We start from the raw sequence: 21,692 nt of genomic DNA on the forward strand, positions 1-21,692 counted from the left end.
GGAGCTGAAAAGATTTTGGGTAAGACGGAGAGATCGTTTAAATTACTTGTCGCTTCCATCGTGATTTTTACTGGTATAAGTATGGGAGCTTTCCACGTTCAGGCAAATGGGCAAGCACCTTCCTATAATTATTCCTATTGGGGTGATTCGATTTCAGCTCCTGATGCATATAAACCTACGACACTAGTAAATGGGGAAGACTTAGGGATTGGCCCTTTTATAGAACCTAGTGATATACACGTCACTGAAGATCAGATGATCTATGTAGTAGATTCAGGTAACAATCGAGTAGTTATGCTGAACCATCGATTCCAGTTAATCGATACGGTTGCTTCTTTTGATAATAATGGGAAAAAGGATCAGTTATCTAATCCACAGGGTATTTTTGTTACAAAAGAAAAGCAAATTTTTATCGCAGATACGGGAAATAATCGAATTGTTCAATTGGATCAGAATTATCAACTAGTAACAATTATTGAACAACCAAGCTCGGATCTATTAAAGGATGATTTTGTGTTCCAGCCATTAAGGGTGGTTGTCGATAATGCTGGAAGAGTTTATACAATGGCAGAAGGTGTATTTGATGGATTTATGGAGTTCAATGTGAACGGGGAGTTTAATACCTTTATCGGAGCAAATCGTGTCCAAGTAGATCCTATTGAATTGTTATGGAAGCGATTATCGACACAAGCTCAACGTAGTCAAATGGTGATGTTTATTCCAACAGAATTTACCAATCTAGATATAAATGAAGAAGGCTTTATTTATGCAACAAATGGAGATAACAGTAGTGATAAAATCAAAAAATTAAATGCAAGAGGGACGGATATTCTGAGAAGAGAGGGTTATTTTGATCCGATCGGAGATATTCGTTATCCGATAGATATTGGTCCATCTAGATTAATTGATATCGATGTATCAGACAGTGAAATGTATTCCGTTCTTGATAGTAAACGTGGTCGAATTTTTACTTACAATAATGATGGTCATTTAATGTATGTTTTTGGCGGAATAGGAAATAGACGTGGATTGTTTCATACGCCTGTAGCTATTGAAAGAGTTAGCGAGCAATTTTTAGTATTAGACAAAGCTCTAGGTGAAATTACGGTTTTTAAGGCAACAAATTATGGACATATGATTAATCAAGCGGTTCGTAGTTACTATGAAGGTGATGAGGAGTCAGCATATCATTTTTTTAAAGAAGTAATTGAGATGAATGCTAATTTAGAGTTTGCTTATGCAGGTATTGGAAAAGCATTGCTAAGACAAGGTGACTACAAAGGGGCAATGGAAAATTTTAAAAAAAGCTTAGATCAAAAAAATTATTCGAAAGCGTTTCTGCTGTATCGTAAAGAAGTGTTAAAGGATTATTTTCCAACCATTTTAACAACGATATTGGTAGCTGTAATCGGATTGTTTGTATGGAGGTTTTATAGAAAATTAATAAAGAGAAGGAAGGAGATAACTATTGAATAAGGAGATAATGAAATTCCCATTCTATTTAATTGTTCACCCATTTAATGGATACTGGGACTTGAAATATGAAATGAATAAACGAATTAATTTAATTATTTCATTTCTCGTTATATTTTTAATGGTATTAACCAATATTTTGCGCACACAATACAGTGGCTTTTTAGTGAATATTTATAACCCAAATCATATGAATAGCTTCCTAGAGATCTTATATGTCATCGTTCCATTGTTATTTTGGTGTATAGCTAATTGGTCACTTACGACATTAATGGATGGTGAAGGAAAATTTGTAGAGATTTTCACTTCCACTTGCTTTGCACTAATTCCATTAATTCTCTTAAATTTTCCTTGGATCTGGATCAGCAATTTAATTTCTATGGAAGAAACAGCTTTTTACTATTTCACCAATAGCTTTGCATTAATTTGGTTTCTCTTCTTGTTATTTATCGGGAATATGACCGTACATCAATTTACCCCATTGAAATCGATAACCATCATGATACTTACTGTAATTGCTATGGGATTTATGGCATTTTTGTGTTTATTGTTTTTTAGTTTGATTCAACAAATCATTGCATTTATTTCCGCCATTTATCAAGAAATTGTCATTAGATATTGAGAAAGGAGGGGGAAGAGTGAACAAATTAATTCCATTGCTAGCTACCATAGCCTTTACCTTGTTTCTATTAATAGGCTGCTCTACTTCGGCATCAAAGGAACAAAAGGGAAGTGAAGCAGAGAGTATTGAACCATTCGAACAAGGGCAGGTATTTCCGTCTAAATTTACAGATGAGAAAGTCGCAGGGATGAAAGGTGTTATAGAAAATGAGAATTTACAGTTATTTATAGATGATAAGAATGGTAATATAGCTATTCATCATAAAAAGACAGGAAAGGTTTGGTACAGTAATCCGCCTGAAAGAGCGAATGATGCAATTGCGACGGGCGTAAATAAATCCTTACTATCAGCACAGATGCAAATAGATTTTTATAACAGATTTAATCAGCTTAATTCTGTGAATACATTTTCAGATAGTGTAGCTAATGAACAGATAAGAGTAGAAGAAGTGAATGATGGAATTCGAGTCACTTATCGTTTTGGAAAAACCGAAAAATCTGTAGAGGATTTACCATTAATGCTTAGTAAGGATAGGTATGAAGAATTAAATAATAAATTAGACAAGAATGGGCAACGATCGTTAATGATTGCTTATAAAGAGAACAAGGAGACGAATGTCTATGAACGAAATGATAGTGCATTAAACGGTATGCAATTGGAAAAGGCATTACAAGCGTTTGAAGATGCTGGTTATACAGAGGAGCATCTACAGGAGGATATGGCCGAATTAAATTTTACTCAGGAAAATGCATCTTCGAGTGTCTTTGAAGCAGCAATAGAATATACACTTGAAGAGAACAGTTTAGTAGTGAATGTGCCGATAGAGAGAATTCATTATCCAGAGAATTATCCAATTAACAGGATTTCCTTATTGAATTTTTTTGGTGCTGCGGGAACCGAAGATGAAGGTTCGTTATTGGTGCCAGATGGGTCTGGTGCGCTAATTCATTTTAACAATGGGAAAACAGAGTATCCTTCTTATCAACAGCCAGTTTACGGAGAGGATTTAGCACTGAATGTTCGAGAAAACCAATCGATGGAACAAGAGGTGAGGTTACCGGTATTCGGTATTTTGTATGATACAAGTGCTGTACTAGGAATCATTGAAAGAGGGGCACCTGTAGCAAATATTCATGCAGATATAAGTGGAAGACTAAATAGTTATAATTATATTTATCCAAGTTTTTCCGTTATCAATAAGGATGAAGTGACACTCCAAGCGAATGAACAAGAACGCACCTTACCAAAATTTCAGGAAAAACCAATGAAAACAGATTATACAGTTAGATATATATTTTTAAATGGAGATAAAGCAACTTATAGTGGAATGGCAAAGTCTTATCAAGAATATTTGGCAAGGCGAGATGGATTGCCTCAGTTTAAGAGTAAAAACAATAAAAAAGATGTACCTTTCTTTTTAGATCTTGTAGGGGCAATTAATAAACAAAAGCATTTTGTAGGTATCCCTTATCATGCACTTGAATCATTGACAAGCTTTGAAGAAGCAAAAGTAATCTTAGCTAAGTTAAAGTCAAAAAATATCAATCATATTCAATTAAAGTATTCAGGATGGTTTAATGGTGGCGTTAATCACAAGGTACCTACGAAAATAAAGGTAGATGATGTAATAGGTGGTAGTAAAGGATTGAAACGATTGATGGAGTATACAAACGAGAATGATATTCCTTTGTTCCCAGATGTCGCGCTTCTATCGATATATAATGGTGGTGGTTTCGATGCGGAATCTGAAGCCTCAAGAACTTTAAAAGGTGTGTCAGCAGCAGTCTATCCCATTGATATAACACTTAATCGTAGAGACAGAGATAAGTCGCCTTCGTATGTTGTTTCACCTAAACAAATAGAAAAGTACACAGTAGATATGCTTCAAAATATAGAAGAAATCGGTTTGAGAGGCTTGTCTTTACGAGATTTAGCGGATCAATTAAATAGTGATTTTAGAAAGAATAAACAAATTTATCGGAACGAATCGAAAGAAATGGTGAGTAAGGCATTTCAAGCAATACGAGCCCAGGAGCTTGATTTATTGGCGAACGGTGGAAATGCTTATACATTACCATATATAACAAGTCTGACCAATGCTCCAATGAGTAATAGTGGATACAAGCTAGAAGATGAAGAGATTCCATTTTACCAAATGGTTATCCGTGGGTTTATTAATTATACTGGGAATCCCTATAACCTTTCCGAGTTTACCGATACAAGGGAATATATTTTAAAAAGTATAGAGTACGGTTCAGGTGTCCATTTTAAATGGGGTTATGCACCGAACCATGAGGTAAAGGATACGGAATTTGATTATTTATATTCTATTAATTATGCTGCATGGATGAAGGAAGCAGTAGAAATTTACCAAGAAATAAATCAAGTGTTGAGCCAGGTAGTTAATGAACAAATACAAACACATGAAAAATTACAAGATGGAGTTTTCAAAACAGTATACGGAAATGGTGTAGCTATTATCGTGAACTATAATCAGACAGAAGTAACGGTAGATGGGAAAAAAATTGAAGCAATGAATTATGTAACAGTAACTGGGGGTGATGAGAAATGAAAGCGATGCAAAAACTAACAATAATGCCAAAGTCTTATGAAGGACAAAAGGCCTTTTGGGGTTTTCTATTTGTTCTACCCTGGTTACTTGGGTTTATCTTTTTCTTGTTAATTCCTTTACTTACTTCCTTACGATTTAGCTTTAGCAAGATACAAGCAAGCTCGGAAGGAATGAAAATTACCTTCATTGGTTTGAAAAATTATATCGAAGCCCTTACTGTAAACACAAATTTTAACAGGACACTAATAGAATCTATTATTAACATGGTTGTAAACATCCCATTAATCATTATATTCAGTTTGTTTTTAGCGGTGCTATTAAACCAAAAGTTCCTTGGTAGATCGTTTGCGAGAGGTGTTTTCTTTCTCCCAGTTATTCTTGCCTCAGGTGTCATTTTAAACTTGGAATCAACTAGCTTGGTGCAAGCCATTAATGAGCAAAATGCGAACTCAGGTGGCGTTACTAGCGGTTTTGGGGCATTTGAATTAGAGAGAATTATGCTTCGTTCTGGAGTAAATGAAACGATTGTAGCTTATCTTACAGGTGCAGTTGACAGAATTTATCAGATTGTGAGCCAGTCAGGTGTCCAAATATTAATTTTTTTAGCCGGTATTCAAACTGTCCCTCCTGCACTCTATGAAGCTGCCAAGATGGAAGGCGCAACAGGCTATGAAGCATTTTGGAAAATCACTTTTCCACTGGTTACACCACTGATTTTAGTTAATATAATTTATACGATTATTGATTCTTTTTCGCGTAGCTCGATCACAGAATTGATCCTATCAACAGGGTTTGATAACAGTAATTTCGGATTAAGCTCAGCAATGGCTTGGCTCTATTTTGTTACGATAATGATCATTCTAATGGTAAGTACGTATGTTATATCTAAAAAAGTATTCTATCAGGAATAGAGGGGGGAAGGATAATGATAGTAAAATTATTATCGTTGGAAAATTGGAAGCGGTGGCTATGGGCAATGGTTCGATTTGTTTTAATTGTCGGTTTATCTTTTGTGATTTTGTATCCAATTCTACAAAAAATAGCGACTGCCATTAAACATAAAAGTGATTTATACTCCCCTGTTGTTGTTTGGATTCCAGAACATTTCACATTAGAGAATTTTAAGAATGCTATAAAGATTATGGATTATTGGGACACTCTATTGAATACTTTTTTGTTAGCGAGCATTACAACCATTCTAACAACTGCTTCTTGTGCCCTAGCAGGCTATGCTTTTGCTAGACTTAGCTTTAAAGGAAGTAAACTGTTATTTGCTGGTGTCATACTAACTATTTTAGTACCACCAACGACTATTTTAATTCCAATTTATATGAATTTAAAAGATTTCACACTGATGGGAATTATTCCGTTATTGACAGGTGATTCTGCAAATTTATTAAATTCATATTGGCCCTTTATTTTAACATCTGTTACGGCAAATTCGCTAAAAGCCGGATTGTATATTTTTATCTTCCGGCAATTTTTTAGAGGGATTCCAAAGGTAATTGAAGAAGCTGCTTATATTGATGGAGCTGGTGTGGGAAAGACTTTTTTACGTATTATGCTACCTAATGCCTTTCCGGCAATTGTTACAGTAATGCTTTTTTCATTTGTTTGGCAGTGGAATGATAGCTTCTTTACAACAACCTATTTAACATCAAGTAATGTAATGGCTACACAATTGTCCTCATTACCTTATAATTTGTCAATTCAGCTTGAAGGTGGAGTTGCGACAAATAAAGATCCATTTTATATGAGTATGGTACAAGATACGGGGATATTGCTTGCTATCTTACCACTTATTATTATTTACTTATTCGTTCAACGTTATTTTGTTGAAAGTATCGAACGATCTGGGATTGTAGGGTAATCATGGTCTGAATAGTATCTTGCGAATGAGTCGCAAAACTTCTTTCGTAAGGACATTCATTTTTATCGAAAAATTACTAACTATATAAGAGGAGGAATTACATTGGGTAATTCAAAGGATAATCAAATGCAACTTTATAAAGTGATGAAGGACTATTTTAAAATCGGAGCTGCAGTGAACCCGATGACTATAAAAAGTCAAGAAAGTTTAATCAAGAAGCATTTTAATAGTTTAACAGCAGAAAATGAAATGAAGTTTAGTCATATCCAACCATCCGAGACGAATTTTACATTCGATTCCGCAGACCAAGTGGTTACTTTTGCTGAACAAAATAAAAAGGTAGTAAGAGGACATACTTTGGTTTGGCATAATCAAACTCCTGATTGGGTATTTCATGATAAAGACGGTGGCTTAATTGATCGTGATACATTGTTTAATAGAATGAAGAATCATATTGATACGGTGATAAATCGATATAAAGATAACATTTACGCATGGGATGTTGTGAATGAAGCGGTATCAGATAAGGATGGTGAATTTATACGGCCTTCCAAATGGCTTGATATCGCTGGTGAAAAATTTATCGAAAAAGCATTTCAGTTTGCTCATGAAGCTGATCCAAAGGCAAAGTTATTTTATAATGATTATAATGAATCTGTACCTAGCAAGAGAGAGAAGATAGTTAGGTTAGTTAAATCTTTAAAAGAAAAAGATGTACCCATTCACGGAATCGGCCTGCAAGCTCATTGGAATTTACACTCACCTTCCTTAGAGCATATTAAGCGAGCAATAGAATCATATGCAAGTTTAGATGTGCAATTGCATATTACAGAGCTTGATCTATCCGTCTTCGATCATCATGATAGCCGAACAGATTTAAAGCAACCAACAGAACAGATGATGCAGCTTCAGGCAGAAAGGTACTATCAAATCTTTCAACTATTCAAAGAGTATAAGGATTATATCGATTCTGTGACTTTTTGGGGAGTAGCTGATGATTATACGTGGTTAGATAATTTTCCAGTAAGAGGAAGAAAAAACTGGCCGTTTCTATTCGATACTAACCATCAACCTAAACAAGCATTTTGGCGGGTTATGGAAAAGAATTAATTTGCTTGTTAATATTGTATAAACAATGGAGGTATAGAAATGAAAGAATCCTTTGTCACCAATCCAATCCTTTGGGCAGATGTACCTGATCCAAGTGTAATTAGGGTAGATGATATTTATTATATGGTTAGTACTAGCATGCATTCCATGCCAGGGTGTCCCATAATGAAGTCAAAAAATTTGAAGGATTGGGAAATCATCAATTATGTTTTTCAAACATTAGAAGATAACGATGCTCACAATTTAATGAATGGTCAACACATTTATGGAAAAGGTTCCTGGGCGGTAAGCCTAAGGTATCATCAGAAAACTTTCTATGTATGTTTTTCCAGTAATGATATGCAACAATTTTATATTTACACAACAAAAAACCTTGAAGCTGGTGATTGGAATCGGGTTGTTTTTGATGGTCTTTATCATGATCCAAGCTTGTTGTTTGATAATGATCGTTTATTTGTTATATACGGTAATGGAGATATTCGAATTACAGAACTAACACCAGAAGCAACAAAAGTCAAAGAGAACGGTATTCATCGATTATTATTGTCAACTGCCTCCAAAAATATAAGGCTAAGGTGTGAAGGGTGTCATGCCTATAAAAGAAATGGCTATTATTATTTGTTCTTTATTGAATGGCCTGCAGATGGTAACCAAAGACGTAGACAAATTTGTTACCGATCAAAGGATCTACTTGGTCCATATGAGATGCGTGTTGTATTAGATGATGATATGGGCTATCACAATAAAGGAATAGCACAAGGGGGTATTGTAGATACAAAAGAAGGAAGGTGGTTTGCTTTATTGTTTCAAGATCATGATGCGGTTGGGCGTATTCCTCATCTAGTCCCAGTTAGTTGGGAGGATGATTGGCCTATATTTGGGACCTGTGGAAAGGTACCAAGTGAATTTATTTCTCCTTTGCCTGAAACTCAACAAGCGCCATTGGTTATTAGTGATGAGTTCCAATATGAAACGAATAAACTGGCCTTAAATTGGCAATGGAACCATAACCCGAACAACGAGTTATGGTCATTAACGGAACGAAAAGGGTATTTACGTCTTAGAACAGGACACATTACAAAAAGTGTAGAATTTGCTAGAAATACTTTAACTCAAAGAACGGAAGGACCACGTTGCACTGCAATTACAAAGCTTGACTTTAAACAAATGAAGCCTGGTGATCGAGCAGGGTTAGTTGCTCTACAATCACATTATGCTTGGATCGGTGTACTAGCAGGTAATGAGCAGGATTTTTATATTGGGATCGGTGAAAAAGGAGATTTGGGAGAAGAGGATATTACAGCATCAACCTTGTATACTTCGGATACTGTTTATTTGAAGGCTTCTTTTGACTTTGAAAATAGTAAAGATTTTGTTGAATTTTCTTATTCTAATGATGGAATCACTTGGGAAATGATTGGTCAAAAAATTAAATTACATTATACATTAGATCACTTTATGGGATGTAGGGTTGGTTTATTCAACTATGCAACACAAAATATAAATGGAATGGTTGATTTTGATTTCTTTCATTATAAAAAGAGATAGATTTATAGTGCATTTGTTCCCTCTGTAAGGGCTTTATTAACGGAGGTTGATAAATAAGTAATCAAATAGGATAATGAATTATAAATTAATGGATTAATTATGAAATGGAGGAAACAGTTTGCATAAGCGGAATATATCCATTTATATCATTCTATTTCTATTTATCGTTGCCTCAGTTACTTTAATGTCATGTGATGATGATTCAATTGATACAAAGGAAGACTCTCTTATACAGGTACAACCCCAAGAAAGTAAATTTTACGCACATAAAGGATTGGCGAAGTATGAACCAGAGATTGAACTTCATTTTGTAAGAGAAACAGGACAAGGCTTGAACGAACTAATCAATCATTTACCTGGAGAAACCCTAGAAAAAAATAGATGGACTGAACTCTATAAACAAATGCTAGGCATTAACATTATATATGATTGGAAAGCGGAAGGAGATGTATTTTCTCGTAAATTAGGAAGTGTTATTACTTCTGGAAATATACCTGATGTAGTGTGGGTTAATGATCAACAATTAAGACAACTGTATCGTGCTGGACTGATAGAGGATTTAACAGCAGTGTACGAGGAATATGCAACATCATTCACAAAAGAAGTGTACACAATGGAAGGGTCTAGATTAATAGAAAGTGCAACAATAGATGGTAAAATGATAGGAATTCCCCAAATCGATTCCCCCATTGAAAAAGCGCAGTATATTTGGATACGAACGGATTGGCTTGAATATTTAGAACTAGCTGAGCCTAAAACGATGAATGATCTGATTGAGATTTCGAAAGCGTTTACTTTTGAAGATCCTGATCAAAACAATATTGACGACACGTTAGGCTTAGCTATTACTAAACATTTATGGGATCCAGTAATGGGAATAACTAATTTTATGGCTGGGTTTGGTGCTTATCCAGGTATTTGGATAGAAAATGAATATGGTGAGCTTGTGCATGGAGGAGTTCAAGAGGAGGTGAAAGAAGCTCTATCTGTTTTACAAAACATGTATAAAGCAGGTATTTTAGATGATGAATTTTTTCTAAAAGATGGGAACAAGGTGAAGAAACAAATTGCAGCAGGTAAAATTGGAATATTATATGGAGAACAGTGGGGATCATTTGTAGCAGGTGTTAGTCGAGAACAGAATCCTGATGCACAATGGAAACCCCTCCCTATTGTCTCCGTAACGGGTAAAGAAGTGAAAGTTCCCTTAAAGTATAATTCGAATAGTTACCTAGTTGTGAAAAAAGGTACCACTCACCCTGAGGCAATAATGAAGATGATTAATCTTTATTTAGAGAAAAATTGGGGAGAAACCTCAGAGTACGAATTGTTTTATAGCACTCCTTATCCAGTCTGGCAGTTGTCGCCAATAAACCCTTATCCCGCTTCCAAAAATTTAGATGCCTTTCGCCAATTGGAAGCTGTAAGAGCAAGTGGTAATTTTGCAGAGCTTGAGCAAGAGGCAAAATCAATCTATGAAAATATCATTCATTATTTTACAGAGAATAACGAAGCGGGCTGGGGCTGGGAAAAAACTTACGGAGTAAATGGGGCCTTTTCCATACTAGAACAATATATTAAAAATGATAGCTTGTTATATGATCGTTTTTATGGGCCACCTACTACCACAATGGTTGAGATGAAAACCATTTTAGATAATTATATACATGATTCCTATGTGGAATTTATTTTAGGTCGTTCGATGAATGAATTTGATTTATTTGTAGAAAAGTGGAAGGAAATGGGGGGGAGGGAAATGACAGAAGAGGTAAACGAATGGTATCAAAATCAAAGTGAAAATACTGTTCAAGTAAATCAATAGAGTATGGTTTAATCGTACTATTGGAGGGCAGGAATGCTAAAAATTCCAGTTAATTCATTGCGTAAAACTATCTTTGCAAGACTACTTATTATGTTTTTTATATTAATCTTACCTATTATCGTTTTCGGTATTTATTTGTACAATTGGACCTATCAAAATACAAGCCAGGAAATTTCAAAGAATACAGTAGTACAATTAACATCATATCTAGGGAACCTAAATCGTGAAATCGAATGGATTGAAATTCAGCAATTTGATATTTTACAAGAAACGGAACTAAGAAAGATTGCGTATACGTGGGATATGATGGACAATATCGAACGAAAAGATAGTGTGAACTATATCATACATCGACTTACCTCCATAAAAAACACAAATATATATATTAAAGATATCTCGATCCATTTACCATCCATTGACAAAACCATTTCTGTGATGAATGCAGCACAAGATTTTAATAAATTAGAGTATGAGAAAATACGCACTAGCAAATCACAAACAGGATTACGATTAATACAAACTGAGGATACGTTAAGTTTAAGTGCTTCAATAATCGGGAATGATCTGCAGGAACATCCCCAAATCGTAGTACACATCGAATTAGATAAACAAAAGATGAGTGAGGATTTAAACACATTAAATATGTATCCAAATAGTTCTACATTTCTAGTGTCTGATGACAAGGAATTACTGTTAGAAAGTGGCGAAAAAACAAGTAATGCTTTTAACATTTATTATCACACCATGAGGTCAAAAGAAAATAATGACAATGTAACTTTTTTTGAGGATAAAAGATTTCATATAAATAGTGCTTATTCTAAGGATTTAAAGCTTTCTGTTGTAACCTTTATTCCTGAAGACATAGTTAAACTCCCATTAAAAAAGTTTAGTAGGTGGGCTTGGGGATTTGCCATTACCTCTTTAGTGGTCATCATCCTTTACTCTTACTTGATATATAGAATGGTCCATAAACCCTTAGTCTTATTAGTTGATGGCTTTCGACGAATGGAAGATGGGGAACTAAATAATCCCATTGAGCATGAACAGGAGGATGAGTTTGGCTTTCTATATAATCGTTATAATATTATGCTATATAAACTTAGACGACTTATTGAGCAGGATTATAAACAAAAGCTAATGATGCAAAAAGCGGAATTAAAACAATTACAATCTCAAATAAATCCGCACTTTTTATATAATAGTTTTTTTATATTAAATTCCTTAGCAAAGACAGAGGACACGGAACGTATGGAACAATTTACTAGTATGCTAGGAGAGTATTTTAAATTTATTACCCGGAATGAGGAAGAGCACGTAACATTATCCGAAGAAATGAAGCATGCTAGAATGTACACAGAAATTCAACAGCTTCGATTTTCAAGAAGAATCAAGGTTCAGTTTGATGAATTACCAGAAGAAATGGAACACATAAAGGTACCTAAACTAATTGTCCAACCTATTATCGAAAATGCATTCGAACATAGTCTAGAAAAGAAAGTCGACGAAGGACTTTTGTGGGTTCATTTTAAAAAAGAGCATCACACGATTTATATAGTTGTAGAAGATAATGGTGATGGAATTAGTACCTCGAAAATAGAGGATATGCGTTCTCTTTTAAATGAAGCAAGAGATTATCAAGAACAAACAGGAATGACAAATATTCATAGAAGGATTTTATTAACTTATGGTGCTAATAGTGGTCTATATCTGTCGCGAAGTGAAACAAATGGTTTAAAGGTAGAAATTCGAATAAATCTAGAGGAGGATGATTCGAATGTATAGACTATTAATTGTGGATGATGAGGAAATTATTACAGATGGACTGTATGAGGTATTCAGTAGTTATAATCCTGAACAACTAGATGTATATAAAGCATACTCGGCTACGGAAGCTTTAGAATGGCTCGCACGCAGTAGAATTGATATTATTCTTACAGATATTGCTATGCCAGGGATGAATGGATTAGAATTAATCGAGAAGGTACAAAACTTTTGGCCTAAATGTAAAGTAGTTTTTTTAACTGGTCATAATAATTTTGAGTATACCTATAGAGCGATACAGATGACAAATGTTAGATATCTATTAAAAACGGAAGGTTATGATAAGATAATTGACACAGTTGAAGTTGTGATGAATGAAATTTATCAAGAGAAATTTACAAGTAAATGGATAGAACGATCTAGAGAGCAACTATATGCCTATCAGTTCATGGCACAAGGTGAATATATGAGGCATTTATTACAAGATAGTAAGTATTTGGGGAAGGATATGGAAATATTACGTAATGAGTTTAATGAGCTCGAAATAAGCTTAGATCTAAACAAAGGTGTCTGGTTAGTATTAGGACGTTTAACATATCCTAAAGGGAAAACATATCTAGAAAAATCAAATATTCTATCTGCAGTTAGAGATATGTGGGAATATCACCTTTCTGAAAAATTACAAAGTATGGATATTATAGATAAGTATGGTGATATTCTGTGGTTTATTCAACCATGCCTTGACACGAATGATGATTTAGATGGCCGATTTTCAAAATATTTGGAAGGCTCTTTAGAATTGGTCCAACAAGAAAGTATACATTTGTTAGAGTTGCCCATCATATTTACTGTAAGTAGTCATTCATGTCAATGGAATAGAATTACGGAAAAATATGAGCAGTTGCGACAGTTACAGCAATTTAAAGTTGGAAGGAATATTCCAATGATTATATGGGATACTCATAATGAACAAAATCAAAAATCTCCAGCTGATAAAACGACGCAAAAATATAGAATGGAGAGTATGGTTGCAAATTTAGATTCCAATAAAATTGAAGAATTTTTTATCCATCTTCAGACATTTATAACTTCTGAGATAGCAACAGATGATGTTCATCAATTGATGGAAGCTTATTATGCTATTGCGTTGAGTTTATATTCCTATATTAATCGCTTAGAATTAAATACACACATTTTTAACTATGATAAATTGTTGCGCATAGATGACCATCGATCTATAATGGATGGATTTCATTTTTTAAAAGATACTACAGAGAAAATCCTTCATATACATAAAATAAGAGAACGAGATAAAGCTTCTTGCATAATAGAAAATATTTGCAAATACATAGAAGATCACTTAAATGAGGATTTATCACTTGTTAAATTAGCCGAGATTCACTTCTTTAATCCTTCCTATTTATCTTATTTTTTCAAGCAAGAGTATGGAATGAATTTATCAGAGTATATTGAAAAATGTAGAATTCTTAAGGCAAAGGAACTTCTAGAAAATCGAAAACTAAAAATTCGAGATGTAGGTGTTGCAGTTGGTTATGCCTCTGCACATTCCTTTACTCGTTTTTTTAAGAAAGTAACAGGTATGACACCCAAAGAATATCGAGGAAATTTAATAAGGAAATGATTCATAGCAGTGGGAACAACTTACAAGTTCCTACTGTTTTTTATAGGAGTTAAGTATAAATACTCTTTGTCTTTGTCATTTTACTCACTTTATCGAAATTTCTTTTGCATATTTTGAAAATTAAAAATGCCATTGGACTAAGTATAATACAGCTGACGATAGGAATAATGGCCACAATGAAAATAGCAACACTAACAATAATTAAACACAGTAAAGTGGATGGGAAATACAGCATTGAGAATAAAATGGAGTTTCTCATTAAATTTTTGAAAGAAAGATCGTAACTAACCATAAGCGGAAAAATATACATACTAATAAACAAAGTAAATATGGTGACAAGGAATAATAATGCAGTTATTAATGAGATCATGATTGGTGAGTTTAATTCATTAAGTATGGCATAATCTAAAACTAAAATAACAATAAAAATCAAAAATAATACTTTAAAGAATATACTATGCTTAAAATGATTTTTAAGGTTGATTAAAAACTGTTTGAAAATCCCTACGTTTTCGTTATTTTCCCAATCTCGAATCACCCCAAACATTGCAGCAGTAGCAGGGAATAAAGTAATGATGGGAAGAGAACAGAGCAACCATAATATGTTTAATAGTATGAAATTAGTGATCGTTTCTAAAACAGCATACCATTTTGAATGAATCAAGTTCTTTCGTCTCCTTCATTTGTAATCGTTTACAAAGATTATAGCATATTGCGAGGGGTAGCAGTATACTATTTACGGATTTCATTTCTTGTTACTATTAGAAAAAAAGTTCAGCTACACCCCTTAAGGGATAGCTGAACCATGGATGGTAATAACCTTTAAACATTCGCCGATTCTAACTGCATCAGCTCATCTCGATTTTTGATCTCCAGTTTCTTATAAATAATAGAAACATAATTCTTAACGGTACCTTCTTTTAAATTAATCTCATTTGCAATCATTTTATTAGACCAGCCTTTTCTAAGCAAACGGAAAATCTGAAATTCCCTGTCTGTAAAGATGGACTTTTGTAACACGATTTCTTCGATATCTATGTTTAATTCTACATCTTCAAGCATTAGTAAATGCTTTAATTGATCTCTATCCTCATGGGTAGCTATATAATGTAATTTGCTTACATACTGTTGGATCATTGTTTGTGGTGCAACAAACATGCCATCCATAACCAAACGAATAATAGATTGAAAATCACTTAATCCCATATCTGCTACTAAATAACCGTCTAAATTTGTACTTGGAAAAGCCTCAATCGCATCATCATCTTTATCAGACGCTACTAATACTACCTTCATAAGTGGCTGCATAGCTTTCAATTGCTTAGCAAAGGCAATTCGATCCTCTTTTGATAAATAGGTACCTATAATACATAACGAAGGGATATTTGAAATTTCTAGAAACTGTATTGCCTTTGCTTCATTGTCAAAAGCTTCGAGAACGTGAAAGTTCTCCATATCATTAATCATATTCGAAATCATTTCTCGAAACAAAGTACTATGTTCTACTATTACAACATTTTGCAAAATTATCACCTCCAGTGATCAGTAGAGAGCTATATAAATAATAAAGAAATTATTTAAATCAAATAAGAGCATATTGTTATTATCGGCAGAAAACGATTCGTTATTAAGAATAATGTCGAAAAAAATTTGAAAATTTAGTGGTAATATATTCTAATTAGAATGAGAGAGGGTTAGTAATGAATATATGTTGGGAATAATCGAAGTACTAAGGGAGAAAGCCCAAGGCAAGAGGTGATATCTTGGTCATCCTGTCTGTGCTAAGCGAGATAGCCAAGATAAAAGCATATATCTTGGCCAATATGCATATGTCAAGAGAAGTAGCCAAGATAAAAAATGCATGGATGCAAGTTTAATAAACTAGCTCCATGCAAAAATCTCAGCTATGCTAACGCGTAATAACGATATCTGCTACTATTGGTAGATGATCGGAAGCTTCTGTATAAATTACCTGACTATCCAGGTGGTAAACGGACGGAGAGGTGAGGATGTAATCAATTCGTTTCGTTGGGTTTATTACTGGAAAGGTGTTTGATTCATCCTCATTTGCAAAGACATCTACTAAGTTACCTTCTTGTAATAATGATTGAAGCTCTTTACTATCTGGCTCTGCGTTTAAATCACCAACTAGAACACTAGGACCTGAAAAGGACGACTTCACCTCATTGATTTCTGCTATTTGGGCAAGTCTTTCGGCTACATTTAAACCTAGATGTGTGTTATAGAAATGGACGTGAATTCCTTTTACGTTAATTTTGGTACGCAGAAGACCTCGTTGTTCATTGCCAAAACTACTTAAATGAATATTCTCTGAATCGATGATGGGATACTTGCTGAGAACGGCAGTACCATATTGTCTATTTTTATTGCTGGTTTCTGGTTCTAGATTTAGATTGGCGCCAAATACATAATGGTAGCCTAATAAATTTGCAAGTTTCCTTGCTTGATCTTGAAAATCACTTCTGTCACCATAAAATCGGTCCACCTCTTGAATGCCAATGATTTCTGCGCCTGTATCCTTCATAACTTTGGCAGTACGCTTAATATCCAATTCTCCATCTAAGCCTTCACCATGATGGATATTGAATGACATTACCTTGAGGTTTACTTCTTTTCCTTTACCTGTAGCAGCTACACTGCTGGAAAAAACAATTACCAAAAACATACTTAACAGCAAACATACAACACCTTTTTTCAATATCAATCTCTCCTTTCAGTGGTCTGGAGAATAATCTCTATTGAATTCAATGTAATCTTTTTTTTACTATCGATCAATCCTTTTTCATAGAATTTACAATTCTTTAAGAAAGTATCAAATCAATGTGCCATCATCTCATGCGCAATATCATGTCCATCCATTTCAGAGGGGTAATAGGTTGGCCAATTCGTTACTTCCTCTAATAGAGCTTCGCGATCATCGCCCCAATAAAGGTGGTAGTGGCTAGCTTTCGTTGGATAGATGCTATGGTCACTGAATTGGATATACTGTGGGAGGTTTTCTGCTTCCTCTGCTAATTTAAATATGTATCTAACTCCTCTATTACCAGCATCATAGGTGAGTATCTCATATCCATCTGAGATATATTGGGCTGTGTTTTCCTCCCCATTCTCAACAAAGGTTACCATCTCTCCATCAATCACAATGCGTTCCACTTCTGTCTGATATCCTGTATCATAATAAGCCTTATATTCTTCCGCTGTTTTGTCCCCTTCATGCTCTGCTTTGTGAGTGAATACCTCGTCAAGCGTACCGTCCTGTAAATAAGGATAGACTGATTGCCAATCTCCTTCCCAATCAGAAAGTGTGCGGTCTTGAACTTGACTATCCTCGAAATAACCATTGTAAATTTCTTCTGTTTCTTCGTCATGTGCATGATGATGTTCATGCTCGTGCTCGTCGTGGTCGTGATCATGATCGTGATCATGTTCGTCCTTATCTTTTGTTTCTTGTTCTGCTTCCGTTGTTTCTGTTTGAGATTCGCTTGATGCATCAGTATCTTCTGTGGACGAGTCTTCCGATTGACAGCCTACTAAAATTACTAACACACCAACCATGATGAAACCAAATCTTTTTAATAATGAAACCAAAATAAACACTCCTTATCAAATCGTAATAATTACGATTTAAATTATAACCATATATTGGTTCGGTCGTCAAGGAAAAAGTTATAAATAAAAGAAGACTAAACCAAATTCGGCTTAGCCTTCTGAAAAAGTGGGGTACTAGATATTCTCAATGGATGTTTTAACAGAATCCATAATCTTTAAAAAAGCGTCAGATGCTTTATTAGGGTTCTGCTCTTTTATTGCTTGAAGTAATTCCTCATGAAAGGGATAGCTTTTATCAAATATGTCCTCAATCCCAAATGGTTCATTCCAAAATTGGTTAAAAGTATCCCCGACAGAGTCAATAATACTAGTTAATAAATCATTGTCAGCAGCTTCATAAATAGTTTGATGAAACAATGAATCAGACTCGTTTGCTTTATCCCGCTCTTTATTGTTGATATACATCACATATTCTTTTAGATAACTTTCCATTTTTTTAATATCATCCTGTGTGGCTTTTTTTGCTGCTAGATCCACTGCTTTTCCTTCTAAAGCAATTCTAACTTCTAGAGCATCTAATAAAAATTTCCGTTCATTTTCAATATCAAAAGAAGTTTGAATATGAAAAGCTTTATTGTTTTTTACGAAAGTCCCTTTTCCGTTTAAAATTTCAACATATCCCTGTGTTTCTAACAACTGGAGAGCTTCTCTAAGGGAGGATCTTCCGATCCCCAGGGTTTCGATGAGTGTGGATATAGATGGAAGACGATCTCCTTCTTTCAGTTTTTCTTTTTTAATATATCTCTTTATTTCATCTGCAACAATTTCTGATAATCGTTTCTTCTTTAACGTTTTCATACGGTTCACCTCGAAATGATTATGCTCTAAGTTTATTATATTATCAACGATTAATCCAATAATAGATGTGTACTTACATTTCAAAATAATATAACCTTTCATACAGGTTGATAGTATGATAGAATGAAAAAGAAATGAAGTTCATCATGAGAAAGAAGGGATTAATTATGCAATATACGGATGAAGAAATTTGTACACAATTTTGGGATGATCCCTCCCAATATCATGGATCGGTTTCTCCTCCTATCTATCAAACTAGTCTTTTTGCCTTCAAGAGCTTTAAAGAGTTTACGGAAGCACAGAAGCTAGAAAGAGAAAATTATGTATATTCAAGAGGGGTTAATCCTACCGTACAAATTCTAGAGCAAAAATTAGCAGCATTAGAGAGAGGAGAAAAATGTAAGTGCTTTAGCTCAGGGATGGGCGCAATTAGTGCGGTGTTTCATACACTTTTGCGAAGTGGAGATCATGTTGTTGTAATCAATAATATTTATGGTCCTACAACCGAGTTAATTCATTATTTATCGAAGTTCCATATATCATATAGTGTGGTAGATCACCAATTAACCAATATTTATGAAGCGATACAAGAAAATACTAAATTGATTTATGTAGAAAGCCCGGGAACGATGCTAATGAAAGTAGTTGATCTGCAGGCAGTAACAAAAATAGCAAAAGAGCAGGGGATCGTCACTGCGATAGATAACACATGGTCCACTCCGATTTTTCAGAAACCGTTAACATTAGGGTTTGATTTGTCGATCCATTCCTTGACAAAATATATTGGTGGTCATAGTGATGTTATTGGTGGAGCAGTGATCGGTGATCAGGATCTAGTGGACGAAATTTTTCAATATGGGTATCAGTTGAATGGAGCAGTTTTAGGGGCACATGACGCCTATCTGATAAATCGTGGTTTGCGTACATTACCTATCCGTCTGAAGCAACATCAGGAAAATGCTTTGAATGTTATTGAGTATTTACAAACAAAAGATGAGGTTGCAAGTATTTATCACCCCAGCCTAGTAAAGAAGGATTCTCCTTATCTAGATAAACAGATGAAAGGATTCACAGGACTGCTGAGTTTTGAGCTTAAAGAAGCGAATTTTTTGAGTGTTTCTCGTTTCATTGATGCCTTATCTTTATTTAAAATTGGCGTCAGCTGGGGAGGATATGAAAGCTTAGTAAACTCTCCTGTAAAAGATAATAATGAACAACAACTAAATGAGCAAGGAATTTCACCAGGCTTAATTCGTTTATCTATTGGGCTGGAAGGCTCTGAATTGCAAATTGATGATTTAGAAAAGGCATTTCAACAATTATGATAAAAATCCTTGAAAGGGAGAGTTAAACGATGAATACAGATAATTTGAAACGTCCCTCCTTGGGTATGGCTTTAATTCCGATCGTTATTTCATTAGCTATTTTTATTTTGGGTATTGGAATAATGAAATATCCCGCAGAGTTAATGCTATTATTTGCAGGAATAGTTTTTGCGATTTTTGCTATATTTCATGGAAATCGGTGGGAGACAATAATAGAGGTGATGGGGTCCAAAATAAAAAAGGCACTTCCAGCCATTCTCATCTTGTTTTGTATTGGGTTACTAATCGGGACATGGATGATATCCGGAACGATCCCTTTATTTGTATATTATGGTCTTAAAATTATTGATCCAAACTATTTATATTTACTCGCATTCTTAGTTACTGCGATTGTATCAACCTGTGTAGGAACCTCATGGGGTGCAGCGGGAACCATCGGGGTAGCAATAATGAGTATTGCTCAAACAATGGATTTATCATTAGCGATAACAGCTGGAGCTGTCGTATCTGGTGCTTATTTTGGTGATAAGTTATCTCCTTTATCGGATACGACCAATATGAGTTCGATTGCCGCTGGTTCCAATTTATATGAGCACATAAAACACATGCTTTATACAGCCATTCCATCCTCTATACTTGCTATTATCATCTTTTCCATAGTTGGTTTAGGGATTGAAACCGATTCTGCCCAATTATCGAATATTCAAGAAATGGTTGCAAATCTTGATCAGTTATTTCAGTTGAATCTCTGGCTATTAATACCTGCTGTGGTGGTCATTGTGGGATCCTTAATGAAAAAACCACCACTTATTGTGCTATTTACTTCATCTGTTACTGCCATGATTATAGCAATTTTATTCCAAGGTGCGTCATTAGCTAATTTATTCGCTTCTGCCGTATCTGGATTTAATGTGGATATGCTGGTAGGAGTCGACATCGGCGATGATTTACAAGAGTTGTTAAATCGAGGTGGACTATATTCGATGTATAATGCCACATTCTTTGTCTTTGTAGCGTTTTTCTTCGCATCGGCATTAGAAGTATCACAGGCATTAAATACAATCCTAGAGAGTATTATTAAGCATTTAAAAACAGTCGGAAGTATAACATTTTCAGCACTTGTAACAGGTTTCGCTGTAATTAACTGTACTTCCAACGCCTTAGTATCTTATTTCTTAATTCAGGATATCTATGGAAGGGTATACAAGAAAAATAATTTGCACCCAGTCAATTTGTCTCGTAATATGGAGGACTCTATTACCATTACCGAAGTGTTAATGCCTTGGACTGTTTCGGGGGTATTTATGGCAACCACTTTAGGAGTTGACAATTTTGAATTTTTACCTTGGGCGATTTTTAATCTTGGAGGCTTTGTATTTTCAGCACTGTATGGATTTTTGGCACCGATTACAGGAGGTTTTGGAGTTCGTAAATTGGAGGGGCCAGTTGGAGATGACAATCGTTAACGTGAGGAAAAGCTAGTGGATTGTAGCACATATTAAGGCTCACCTATGTATGG

At 34.6% G+C, this 21,692-nt stretch carries 17 protein-coding genes; 12 read left to right on the plus strand and 5 right to left on the minus strand.

All coding sequences use genetic code 11. From position 1 onward, the window contains the following. Positions 1-12: 12 nt before the first annotated feature. From DLJ74_RS16890 to DLJ74_RS16935, 10 genes are all read left to right on the plus strand, one after another. A complete protein-coding gene (locus DLJ74_RS16890) occupies positions 13-1,476 on the plus strand; it encodes a hypothetical protein (RefSeq protein ID WP_425454596.1) in 1,464 nt (487 codons plus the stop codon). Positions 1,477-1,483: 7 nt separating this feature from the next. Continuing rightward, positions 1,484-2,095: a YIP1 family protein gene (locus DLJ74_RS16895; RefSeq protein ID WP_425454597.1), complete on the plus strand. Its 612-nt coding sequence runs from the start codon at positions 1,484-1,486 to the stop codon at positions 2,093-2,095. 16 nt (positions 2,096-2,111) lie between these two features. Beyond that, entirely contained in the window at positions 2,112-4,667 is a 2,556-nt protein-coding gene (locus tag DLJ74_RS16900) for a DUF5696 domain-containing protein (RefSeq protein WP_109985335.1), read from the plus strand. Continuing rightward, entirely contained in the window at positions 4,664-5,578 is a 915-nt protein-coding gene (locus tag DLJ74_RS16905) for a carbohydrate ABC transporter permease (protein ID WP_109985336.1), read from the plus strand. The genes DLJ74_RS16900 and DLJ74_RS16905 overlap by 4 nt, the downstream gene beginning before the upstream one ends. Positions 5,579-5,592: 14 nt before the next feature. Then, positions 5,593-6,537: a carbohydrate ABC transporter permease gene (locus DLJ74_RS16910; RefSeq protein ID WP_425454591.1), complete on the plus strand. Its 945-nt coding sequence runs from the start codon at positions 5,593-5,595 to the stop codon at positions 6,535-6,537. 102 nt (positions 6,538-6,639) lie between these two features. Further along, positions 6,640-7,647 (plus strand): endo-1,4-beta-xylanase, encoded by a 1,008-nt coding sequence (locus tag DLJ74_RS16915; RefSeq protein ID WP_109985338.1) that lies wholly within the window; start codon positions 6,640-6,642, stop codon positions 7,645-7,647. A 39-nt stretch (positions 7,648-7,686) separates the two neighbouring features. Next, positions 7,687-9,195, plus strand: a complete 1,509-nt coding sequence (locus tag DLJ74_RS16920) for a glycoside hydrolase family 43 protein (RefSeq protein ID WP_109985339.1) — start codon at positions 7,687-7,689, stop codon at positions 9,193-9,195. 118 nt (positions 9,196-9,313) lie between these two features. Next, positions 9,314-11,017, plus strand: a complete 1,704-nt coding sequence (locus DLJ74_RS16925; protein WP_109985340.1) for an extracellular solute-binding protein — start codon at positions 9,314-9,316, stop codon at positions 11,015-11,017. A 33-nt stretch (positions 11,018-11,050) separates the two neighbouring features. Then, on the plus strand, positions 11,051-12,799 hold the full coding sequence (locus DLJ74_RS16930) for a sensor histidine kinase (RefSeq protein ID WP_109985341.1): 1,749 nt from the start codon (positions 11,051-11,053) through the stop codon (positions 12,797-12,799). Continuing rightward, entirely contained in the window at positions 12,792-14,420 is a 1,629-nt protein-coding gene (locus DLJ74_RS16935; RefSeq protein ID WP_109985342.1) for a response regulator transcription factor, read from the plus strand. The genes DLJ74_RS16930 and DLJ74_RS16935 overlap by 8 nt, the downstream gene beginning before the upstream one ends. A gap of 49 nt (positions 14,421-14,469) precedes the next feature. Here DLJ74_RS16935 and DLJ74_RS16940 read toward each other — a convergent pair whose 3' ends face one another. The 5 genes from DLJ74_RS16940 to DLJ74_RS16960 form a co-directional block, all read right to left on the minus strand. Continuing rightward, a complete protein-coding gene (locus DLJ74_RS16940) occupies positions 14,470-15,084 on the minus strand; it encodes a YesL family protein (protein WP_109985343.1) in 615 nt (204 codons plus the stop codon). Positions 15,085-15,242: 158 nt separating this feature from the next. After that, positions 15,243-15,944: a response regulator transcription factor gene (locus DLJ74_RS16945; RefSeq protein ID WP_109985344.1), complete on the minus strand. Its 702-nt coding sequence runs from the start codon at positions 15,942-15,944 to the stop codon at positions 15,243-15,245. 385 nt (positions 15,945-16,329) lie between these two features. Beyond that, complete coding sequence (locus tag DLJ74_RS16950; protein WP_109985345.1) at positions 16,330-17,139, minus strand: endonuclease/exonuclease/phosphatase family protein; 810 nt, start codon at positions 17,137-17,139, stop codon at positions 16,330-16,332. A 119-nt stretch (positions 17,140-17,258) separates the two neighbouring features. Continuing rightward, positions 17,259-18,032, minus strand: a complete 774-nt coding sequence (locus tag DLJ74_RS16955) for a metal-binding protein ZinT (RefSeq protein WP_425454598.1) — start codon at positions 18,030-18,032, stop codon at positions 17,259-17,261. 132 nt (positions 18,033-18,164) lie between these two features. Continuing rightward, positions 18,165-18,848 carry a FadR/GntR family transcriptional regulator gene (locus DLJ74_RS16960; RefSeq protein ID WP_054860317.1) on the minus strand — a complete coding sequence of 228 codons (684 nt, stop codon included), beginning with the start codon at positions 18,846-18,848 and terminating at the stop codon, positions 18,165-18,167. Positions 18,849-18,994: 146 nt separating this feature from the next. On the opposite strand from DLJ74_RS16960, the gene DLJ74_RS16965 reads away from it, so the two are divergent. Further along, positions 18,995-20,173: a trans-sulfuration enzyme family protein gene (locus DLJ74_RS16965; RefSeq protein WP_219987236.1), complete on the plus strand. Its 1,179-nt coding sequence runs from the start codon at positions 18,995-18,997 to the stop codon at positions 20,171-20,173. A gap of 29 nt (positions 20,174-20,202) precedes the next feature. Further along, positions 20,203-21,639 (plus strand): Na+/H+ antiporter NhaC, encoded by a 1,437-nt coding sequence (nhaC, locus tag DLJ74_RS16970; RefSeq protein WP_109985348.1) that lies wholly within the window; start codon positions 20,203-20,205, stop codon positions 21,637-21,639. Positions 21,640-21,692 lie beyond the last annotated feature (53 nt).

It is taken from the genome of Gracilibacillus dipsosauri, from assembly GCF_003176895.1.
In the GTDB taxonomy this organism is placed as follows: Bacteria; Bacillota; Bacilli; order Bacillales; family Amphibacillaceae; genus Gracilibacillus; species Gracilibacillus dipsosauri.